Source organism: Ramlibacter sp. (assembly GCF_035706265.1).
GTDB lineage: Bacteria > Pseudomonadota > Gammaproteobacteria > Burkholderiales > Burkholderiaceae_C > Ramlibacter.
Genome location: NZ_DASSVG010000730.1, coordinates 1 through 8,887 on the forward strand (window position 1 = coordinate 1; position 8,887 = coordinate 8,887).

General features: G+C 70.2%; 7 protein-coding genes and 2 pseudogenes. 1 reads left to right on the plus strand and 8 read right to left on the minus strand.

What is annotated here, in order from left to right:
- The 6 genes and pseudogenes from VFM98_RS26060 to VFM98_RS26085 form a co-directional block, all read right to left on the minus strand.
- A pseudogene (locus VFM98_RS26060) lies at window positions 1-194 on the minus strand (tripartite tricarboxylate transporter substrate binding protein); the annotation flags it as partial.
- Window positions 195-279: 85 nt separating this feature from the next.
- Window positions 280-1,272, minus strand: a complete 993-nt coding sequence (locus VFM98_RS26065) for a tripartite tricarboxylate transporter substrate binding protein (protein WP_325112793.1) — start codon at window positions 1,270-1,272, stop codon at window positions 280-282.
- 14 nt (window positions 1,273-1,286) lie between these two features.
- Window positions 1,287-2,492: a CaiB/BaiF CoA-transferase family protein gene (locus tag VFM98_RS26070; RefSeq protein WP_325112794.1), complete on the minus strand. Its 1,206-nt coding sequence runs from the start codon at window positions 2,490-2,492 to the stop codon at window positions 1,287-1,289.
- Window positions 2,489-3,670, minus strand: coding sequence for an acyl-CoA dehydrogenase (locus VFM98_RS26075; protein ID WP_325112795.1), 1,182 nt, complete (start codon window positions 3,668-3,670; stop codon window positions 2,489-2,491). Before VFM98_RS26075 ends, VFM98_RS26070 begins: the two co-directional genes overlap by 4 nt.
- 7 nt (window positions 3,671-3,677) lie before the next feature.
- On the minus strand, window positions 3,678-4,874 hold the full coding sequence (locus tag VFM98_RS26080) for an acyl-CoA dehydrogenase family protein (protein ID WP_325112796.1): 1,197 nt from the start codon (window positions 4,872-4,874) through the stop codon (window positions 3,678-3,680).
- A 14-nt stretch (window positions 4,875-4,888) separates the two neighbouring features.
- On the minus strand, window positions 4,889-7,015 hold the full coding sequence (locus VFM98_RS26085) for a 3-hydroxyacyl-CoA dehydrogenase NAD-binding domain-containing protein (RefSeq protein ID WP_325112797.1): 2,127 nt from the start codon (window positions 7,013-7,015) through the stop codon (window positions 4,889-4,891).
- 109 nt (window positions 7,016-7,124) lie between these two features.
- Here VFM98_RS26085 and VFM98_RS26090 point away from each other — a divergent pair, with 109 nt between their 5' ends.
- Window positions 7,125-8,015 carry a LysR family transcriptional regulator gene (locus tag VFM98_RS26090; RefSeq protein WP_325112798.1) on the plus strand — a complete coding sequence of 297 codons (891 nt, stop codon included), beginning with the start codon at window positions 7,125-7,127 and terminating at the stop codon, window positions 8,013-8,015.
- Here the strand turns inward: VFM98_RS26090 and VFM98_RS26095 are convergent.
- Window positions 8,012-8,356, minus strand: a complete 345-nt coding sequence (locus tag VFM98_RS26095; RefSeq protein WP_325112799.1) for an antibiotic biosynthesis monooxygenase — start codon at window positions 8,354-8,356, stop codon at window positions 8,012-8,014. The two genes, VFM98_RS26090 and VFM98_RS26095, sit on opposite strands and share 4 nt — an antisense overlap.
- A gap of 116 nt (window positions 8,357-8,472) precedes the next feature.
- Window positions 8,473-8,887 (minus strand): annotated as a pseudogene (locus tag VFM98_RS26100) (hypothetical protein); the annotation flags it as partial.

Genomic DNA, 8,887 nt, shown 5'->3' on the forward strand with positions numbered 1-8,887 from the left:
TTGTTGTCCACGATCACGGGCTGGCCCAGGCGCCGCCCCAGCTTGTCGCAGATCAGGCGCGCGGTGACGTCGGTGAAGCCGCCGGGCGGATAGCCCACCAGCACCTTGATGGGACGGGTCGGCCAGTTCTGGGCGCGCACCAGCGGGGCGGCGACGGTGGCGGCGAGAGCGGCGGTGAAATGACGGCGTTGCATGTTGTTGGGGTCTCCTCTGGGGTTCTGGGTCCCCGCCCGTGCGGGGACGACGGGACATCCCCGCACGGGCGGGGACGACGGGGGATCAATCGTTGGCGAGGCCCTTGTCGCGGATCACCTTGCCCCACTTCTCGTAGTCGGTCCGGATCCGCACGGCCATCTGCTGCGGGTTCTGGTAGTTGGCGATCGCGCCGGCGTTGAGCAGCCTGTCCTGCACGCCCTTGTCGGCCAGGATCGTGGCGGTCTCGCGGCTCACGCGGTCGACGATCTCCTTGGGCGTGCCGGGCGGCGCCAGCAGCCCGCCCCAGGACACGGCGTCGAAGCCCTTGAAGCCCTGCTCCGCCACCGTCTTCACGTCGGGCAGCACCGACACGCGCTGCGGCGAGCCGACGCCGATGGCGCGCAGCTTGCCGGTCTTGATGTGCGGCAGCGCCGCGACCAGGTCGGCATACATCATGGGCACCTGGCCGCCGATGGTGTCGGTGATGGCGGGCACGCCGCCCTTGTAGGCGATGTGCTGCATGTCGAAGCCACCGAGCTGCTTGAGCAGTTCCATGCTCAGGTGGCCGAAGCTGCCGGTGCCGGAGCTGGTGTAGCTGATCTGGCCCGGCCGCGCCTTCGCGTGCGTGATCAGCTTCTGCACGTCCGTCACGGAAGGCATCAGGCCCGGGTTCACCACCATCACGATCGGCAGGTCGTACACGCTGGCGACGGGCACGAAATCCTTCACCGTGTCGTAGCCGACCTTCTTGTACATGTGGGGCGCCAGCAGCGTCGGCGTGGCCAGCATCATGAAGGTGTAGCCGTCGCCGGGCAGCTTCGCCACCTGCGCGGCGGCGATGGCGCCGGAGGCGCCCGCCTTGTTCTCCACCACCACGGGCTGCTTCAGGCGCGTGGCCAGCTCCTGGCCGAGGATGCGGGAAGCGGTGTCGGTGGGGCCACCGGCCGGGAAGGGCACGATCAGCTTGATCGGCTTGGAGGGCCAGGCATCGGCGGCGAGGGCCGGCGCCGCGATCACGGGCAGCAGGCACAGGAAGAGCGCGCGGCGCGTGAAGCGCGCGAGGGATGCTGTTTGCATCGGGAGAGTCTCCATCAACGAGTTTTCGTCACGCCTTGCGCTTCGAGTTGCGCGAGGCGTTCCTTGTCGAGGCCCAGCAGTTCCTGCAGGACCTCGCGGGTGCCTTCGCCCAGTACGGGCGGCGGCAGGCGCACGGGCAGCCGTTCGCCGTCCATGCGGTAGGGGGGCGCCATCACGTCCATGCGGCCGGCCAGGGGATGCGGCTGCTGCGTCACCAGGCCGGCGTCCTGCGCGCGCTGCGAGGTGAGCGCCTCGTACAGGCCCAGCACCTCGCCGCACGGGATGCCGACGGCGGACAGGCGCTGCAGCAGCAGCTTGCGCGGGCGCGCGCGCAGCTCCTTGTGCAGCTCGGGCACCAGCGTGTCGCGGTTGCGGCCGCGCACCAGGTTGGTCTTGTAGCGTTCGTCGGCGGCGAGGTCGGGCCGCTCGATCACCTCGGTGCAGAAGCGCTCGAACTGCGCGTTGTTGCCGACCGCGATGATCAGCGGGCCGTCCTGCGCGTCGAAGACGCCGTAGGGGACGATGGAAGGATGCGCGTTGCCGTAGCGCGGCGGGTCCTTCTGCATCAGGAGGGCTTCCAGGCCGTAATAGGCGCTGACCATCAGGCCGCAGTCGAACAGCGCCATCTCGACGTGCCGGCCCTGCCCCGTGCGCAGGCGGTCGAACAGGGCCGCGAGCACGGCCTGCGCCGCGTACATGCCGGTGAACATGTCCACCGCCGCCACGCCGAACTTCAGCGGCTGCTGCGTCGGCTCGCCGTTGATGGCCATCAGCCCGGCCTCGCCCTGGATCACCAGGTCGTAGCCGGGCCGCCTGGCCTCGGGACCGTGCCGGTCGTAGCCGGACACGGAGCAGTAGACGATGTCCGGCTTCACGGCCTTCACCTGCTCGTAGCCCAGGCCCATCTTCTCGGCGCCGCCGTACTTGAAGTTCTGCACGACGACGTCGCACTGCGCGGCGAGCTCGCGCACCAGCGCCTGGCCCTCGGGACTCTGCAGGTCCACGGTGACCGAGCGCTTGTTGCGGTTCATGCTGTTGAAGTAGGCCGTCTCGGTGTCGCCGACGCGCAGGCCCCAGTCGCGCGTGTCGTCGCCGCGCTTGGGGTGTTCCACCTTGATCACTTCGGCGCCGAGGTCGCCCAGCACCTGCGCGCACAGCGGGCCCGCCAGCACGCGCGAGAGGTCCAGCACGCGCACGCCGGCCAGCGGCAATCCGCTCATGCAGGGACCTCCGTGCCGCGGGCGGACTGCAAGGCGGCGGACGTCGCGTCCTGCGCCGCGCCCAGCGCGATGAAGCGCGCCAGGTGATGGTCCTCGTCGCCGAGCTGGTGGTCGATCATGACCAGGCGCTTGGCGAAGTGCGGCAGCGGCAGCTCCCAGGTCATGCCGATGCCGCCGTGCAGCTGGATGCTCTCTTCGGCCACCAGCGTGCCGATGCGGCCGATGCTGTACTTCGCGGCCGACAGCGCCCGCTCGCGCGGGATGCGGTCGGATTCCAGCGCCGCGGCGGCGTTGATCACCGCGGAGCGCGCCTGCTCGATCTCCAGCAGCACGTCGGCCATGCGGTGCTGCAGCGCCTGGAAGCTGCCGATCGGCTTGCCGAACTGGCGGCGCGTCTGCAGGTACTCGATGGTCATGGCCTTGGCCGTGTCCATCGCGCCGACGGCTTCGGCGCACAGGGCCAGCACGCCGCGGCCGACCGCGTGTTCGAGCAGCGCGAGGCCCTCGCCTTCGGCGCCGAGCAGCGCGCTCGCCGGCACGCGCACCTGGTCGAGGAACACTTCGGCGGCGCGGCCGCCGTCGATGGTGGGATAGCCGCGCACGCGCAGGCCCGGCGTCGCCGCGGGCACCACGAACAGCGACACGCCCTCGGCATCGTCCACGTCGCCCGCGGTACGCGCCGACAGCACCAGCAACTGCGCCTGGTCGCCCAGCGGCACCACCGCCTTGTGGCCGCTCAGCACGTAGTGGCCGCCGTCGCGCCGCGCGCTCGTCGATACGCGCTGCAGCTCGTAGTACGAGCCCGGCTCTTCGTGTGCCAGCGTCGCGATGCAGTCGCCGGCGATCAGCTCGGCGAGGGTCTCAGTCCAGCGCTCGCCGCCGCGCGCCAGGGCGCTGCCGGCCAGCAGCGTGGGCAGGAAGGGCTCCAGCACCAGGCCGTGCCCGAGCGCCTCGAAGACGACGGCGATGTCGAAGCCGGCGCCGCCGAAGCCGCCCTGCTCCGCGTCGAACAGCGCGCCGATCACGCCCAGCTCGGCGAACTGCTTCCACTGCGCACGGCTGAAGCCTTCGGGCGACTTCGCGATCGCGTGGCGCGTCTCGATGGGGTACTGCTCGGCGACGTAGCGCGCCAGCAGGTCCGCCAGCATGCGGCGGTCTTCCGTGTGGTCGAAATTCATGCCGTCCTCACAGTCCCAGGATCATCTTGGAGATGATGTTCTTCTGGATTTCGTTGGAGCCGCCGAAGATCGACAGCTTGCGGTTGTTGAAGTACTGGATCGCGGCGAAGCGCGCCTCGGCCGGGCCCACCGGCTCGCCCTCGTAGCCCTCGTCGAGCGCCTCGTCGATGAAGGGCAGCGCGTACGGGCCCATGGCGCGGCGGATCAGCGAGTTCAGTTCCTGCCGGATCTCGGTGCCGCGGATCTTGAGCATCGAGCTCTCCGCGCCCGGCACGCCGCCGCCGGCCACCGCGGCGATCACGCGCAGGTTGGTGGTCTTCATGTTCTCGAGGTCGATCTCCACCTGTGCCAGGCGGGCGGCGAACAGCGGATCCTGCGCCAGCGGCTTGCCCTTCTTGCGCACGCGCGAGGCGATCACCTTCAGGCGCTCCAGCGCCGCCACCGAGAAGCCGACGCCGGCGATGTTGGTGCGCTCGTACGTCAGCAGGTACTTGGCGCAGGTCCAGCCCTTGTTCTCCCCGCCCACCAGGTTCTCCACCGGCACCTTGACGTCGGTGAGGAACACCTCGTTGACCTCGTGCTCGCCATCGAGCGTGATGATCGGGCGCACTTCCACGCCGGGCGAGTTCATGTCGATCAGCAGGAAGCTGATGCCTTCCTGCGGCTTGCAATCGCGGTCGGTGCGCACCAGCGCGAACATCATGTTGGCGTGCTGGCCCAGGGTGGTCCAGGTCTTCTGGCCGTTGACGATGTAGTGGTCGCCCTGGCGCACCGCCGTCGTCTTGACCGAAGCGAGGTCGGAGCCGGCGCCCGGCTCGGAGTAGCCCTGGCACCACCAGTCGTCGCCATTGAGAATTCTCGGCAGCCAATGGCGCTTCTGCGCCTCGTTGCCGTACTTGATCAGCACCGGCCCCAGCATGTTGACGCCGAAGGGCACCGTGCGCGGCGCGTAGGCGAGCGCGCAGTCGTGCTCGAAGATGAACTTCTGCACCGCGTTCCAGCCCGGGCCGCCGTACTCCTTGGGCCAGTGGTTGGCGAGCCAGCCGCGCGCGTTGAGCAGCGCGTGCCACTCTTCCAGGTCGGCCTTGGTCAGGCGCTGGCCGGCGCGCACCTTGCCGGTGAGCCGCGCCGGCACCTCGTTGGCGAGGAAGCGCTGCACCTCGGCGCGGAACGCCTGTTCCTCGGGGGTGAATGTCAGGTCCATGGGGTCTCCTGCCTTCAGTCGGCGGGGTGGTTGAGGCTGTCGAAGTTGCGGCCCTGCGTGACCAGCTCCACCAGCAGCGGCGAGGGCTGCCAGAACAGCGGGTCCTCCTGCGCGAACTCGCGCAGGTCGGCCAGCACGCGGTCGAGGCCGATCGTGTCGGCGTACTTCATGGGGCCGCCGCGGTAGCGCGGGAAGCCGTAGCCGGAGAGGAAGACCACGTCGACGTCGAGCGGCCGCAGCGCGATGCCTTCGCGCACGACGTTGGCGCCCTCGTTGATCATCGCGGCCATGTAGCGGCGCACGATCTCCTCGGCGCTGAACTTGCGCGGCTTGACGCCGGCGCGCTCGCGCTCGGCGTCGATGATGGCCAGCACCTCGGGATCGGGCGTGCCGGTACGCGCGCCCTGCGGATAGAGGTACCAGCCGCGGCCGGTCTTCTGGCCGAACCAGCCGCGCTCGCAGATGCGGTCGGCGATCTGCACGTAGCGCGCACGCGGGTCGCGGGTGGCGGCCTTGCGCTTGCGCGTGGCCCAGCCGATGTCGCCGCCGGCCAGGTCCGACACCTGGAACGGGCCCATGGGATAGCCGAAGGCACGCACCGCCTCGTCGATCTCGTAGGGGCTGGCGCCGTCTTCCACCAGGTAGTCGGCGGCCTGGCGGTACTTCGCCAGGATGCGGTTGCCGATGAAGCCGTCGCAGACGCCGGCGCGCACCGGCACCTTGCGCAGCTTCTTGGCCAGCTCGAAGGCGGTGGCGACGACGTCCGCGGACACCTTGGCCGGCACCACGATCTCGAGCAGCTTCATGATGTTGGCCGGCGAGAAGAAGTGCAGGCCGATCACGTCCTGCGGCCGCGCGATGCTGGCCGCGATGGCGTCGATGTCGAGGTAGGAAGTGTTGGTGGCGAGCACCGCGCCCGGCTTGCAGACGCGATCGAGCTCGGCGAACACGGACTTCTTGACCTCGATGTCCTCGAACACGGCCTCGATCACCAGGTCCACGTCGGCGAAGGCCGCGTAATCGGTGCTGCCGGCGAAGCGGGCCAGCACGGCGGCCTTGGCCTCCGGCGTCAGGCGGCCCTTGGCCACCAGGCCGTCGTAGACCTTCTCCACGTTGGCGCGGCCGCGCGCGAGCGAAGCCTCGTCGCGCTCGACCATCGTCACGGGCAGCCCCGCGTCGAGCACCGCCACGGCGATGCCGGCGCCCATGGTGCCGCCGCCGACCACGCCGACGGACCCGATCGCGCGCGGCCTGGCACTGCGCGTCTCGGGCGCCTTGGCCACTTCGCGCTCGGCGAAGAAGGCGTGCACGAGGCCGGCGCGCTGCGGGCTGTCGATGCATTGCAGGAACAGCTGGCGCTCGTTGCGCAGCGCCTCGGCGAAAGGCAGGTCCAGGCCCGCCTCGACGGCTTCGATGATCTTCAGGGGCGAGAACAGGCCGCGCGACTTCTTGGCGGTGTCGGCGGCGGCCTTCTTCAGCACCGCCCGTGCGCCCTCGATGTCGGCCGCCAGCGGCGAGTCGCCGCTGCGGCGGATGGCAGCGCGGCTCGCGAGCAGTTGCTGCGCGTAGGCGACGCCGGCGGCCTCGGCATCGGCCTCTTCCGCGATGCGGTCGATCAGGCCGGCTTCCAGCGCTTCCCGCGCGCCCAGGTGGCGGCCGGTGAGCATCAGGTCCAGCGCGGGCGCGACGCCCATCAGGCGCGGCGCGCGCTGGGTGCCGCCCGAGCCGGGCATCAGGCCCAGGTTGACTTCGGGCAGGCCCAGCTTGGCATCGCGCAGGGCCACGCGGTAGTGGGCCGCCATCGCCACTTCCAGGCCGCCGCCCAGCGCGGGGCCGTGGATCGCGGCGACCACGGGCTTGCCGCTGGCCTCGATGCGGTTGCAGACCTCGGGCAGCGAAGGCGGCAGCGGCGGCTTGCCGAACTCGCGGATGTCGGCGCCGGCGATGAAGCCGCGGCCTTCGCCCACCAGCACCAGGGCCCGCACTTCGGGGTCGGCTTCGGCGGCTTCGACGGCCCGCAGCAGGCCCTTGCGAATTTCGGCGCTCAGGGCATTGACGGGGGGATTGGCGATCGTGGCGACCAGCAGGACGCCGTGGCGCTGCGTACGGACGGCCGCCGCAGCGGAGGAAGAAGATGGCATTCGGGGTTTTCCAGGACGAGGAAGACGCCCCGGGATTCTGGGACGATCAATTCTCCTTGACAATTCCCATGGGACTGGACAGACTGTCAAATTCCTTTTGACAGCATCCATGGACCTGGCCGCCCTCACCCTGCTCGTCGAGATCATCGACGCCGGCAACCTCAGCCTTGCGGGCCGCAAGCTGCGCATGACGCGGGCGAACGTCAGCTACCACCTGAGCCAGCTGGAAAAGGAAGCCGGGGTGCAGCTGGTGCGGCGCACCACGCGGCGGGTGGAGCCGACGGAGGTGGGCCGGCGGCTCTACGAGCACGGCCGGCGGGTGCGCAACGAGATGCTGGCCGCGCGCGAGACCATCGCCACCTTCGGCCAGGGCCTGCAGGGCCGCGTGGGCATTTCCGTGCCCAGCGGCTTCGGCGAGCTCGTGATGTCGCAGTGGCTGATCGAATTCAAGCGCCAGTTCCCGGGCATCGTGCTGGACGTGCTGTTCGAGAACCGCGCCGACGTGCTGCGCGACGAGGTGGACATCGCGATCCGCGTGATGGCGGAGCCGCCACCGTCGCTGGTGGCGCGCGACCTGGGCAACGTGCGCTACATCGCCTGCGCCTCGCGCGCCTATGCCGAGCGGCAGGGTCTGCCGGCGCAGCTCGCGCAACTGGCGGCCTCGCCGGTGGTCACTTCCGGCGTGCACGGGCGGCAGCTGCGGCTGCGCGCCTACCGGGGCGGCGAGCGCGAGGACGTGATCCTGGAGCCGACCCTCATCTCCGAGCACTTCCCCTTCCTGCGCAAGGCGATCCTGGCCGGCCTGGGCGTGGGCATCGTGCCCGATTACGTGGTGAAGGACGCGGTGGAAAGCGGCGAGGTGCTCACCACGCTGGACGACTACCGCCTGAGCATCTTCGGCACCAGCATGTACCTGCTGTACATGCCCGACCGGCACCAGATCCGCGCGGTGCGGACCTGCATCGAGTTCCTGCTGGAGAAGGCGCGGTCGCTGGCCTAGCCGTGCCGCCGGCGCGAATCCTCGGGCGCCTCGGCGCGGTTTTCCAGGCTGTAATCGCGCAGCACGGCCGCGATGCGCAGGTGATAGTCGCGGAACATCGTGCTGCGGCCGGCGGCCTGGGCGGCGCGGTGCGATTCCAATTGCCGCCACTTCGCCAGGCATTCCTCGTCGCGCCAGAAGGAAACCGACAGCAGCTTGCCGGGATCGGTGAGGCTCTGGAAGCGCTCGATGGAGAGGAAGCCCTCCATCCGTTCCAGCTCGGGGCGCAGCCGCGCGGCCCAATCCAGGTAGGCCTGGCGATGTTCGTCGCGGGGCCAGACTTCGAAGATGACGGCGATCATGGAACCTCCTGCGCGGAGTGTAGGCTGGTGCTGAGCGCCGCAGGCCGAAGCCCAGCGATGCGCGAGCGCAGCGGAGCGCTGGGGTTCGGCGCGCGTTGCGCGCGCTCCCCACCAGCCTACGCGGTGCGCACTTCCACGATCAGTTCCTCCAGCACCCGCAACACCAACCGCGGCTCCGTCTGCTGCGGGAAATGCCCGCTCTTCTGCGCGATCACCTGCTCGCCGCGCGGCGACAGGCGTGCCAGCTCCTGCTGGTTGGCGCGCCGTGCGCCCACCGCCGCCGGCGACATCAGCCAGGCCCGCGGCGTGAGGCCGCCCGTGAGCACGCGCAGCGGCACGTCGGGGAAGGACCCCGCGGCTTCGATCTCGCGCACGGTCTGCTCCACGCCCGCGAGCTCGCTGTGCAGGTTCGGGCGCAGCAATGCGTTGGGCAAGGCGAGCACCCGCGACAGCGCCCGCTCGACCTGCGTCGCATGCTTCTTCAGCACCAGCGGGTCGCCGGGATGCGTGGCCTCGATGAACAGCACGCCG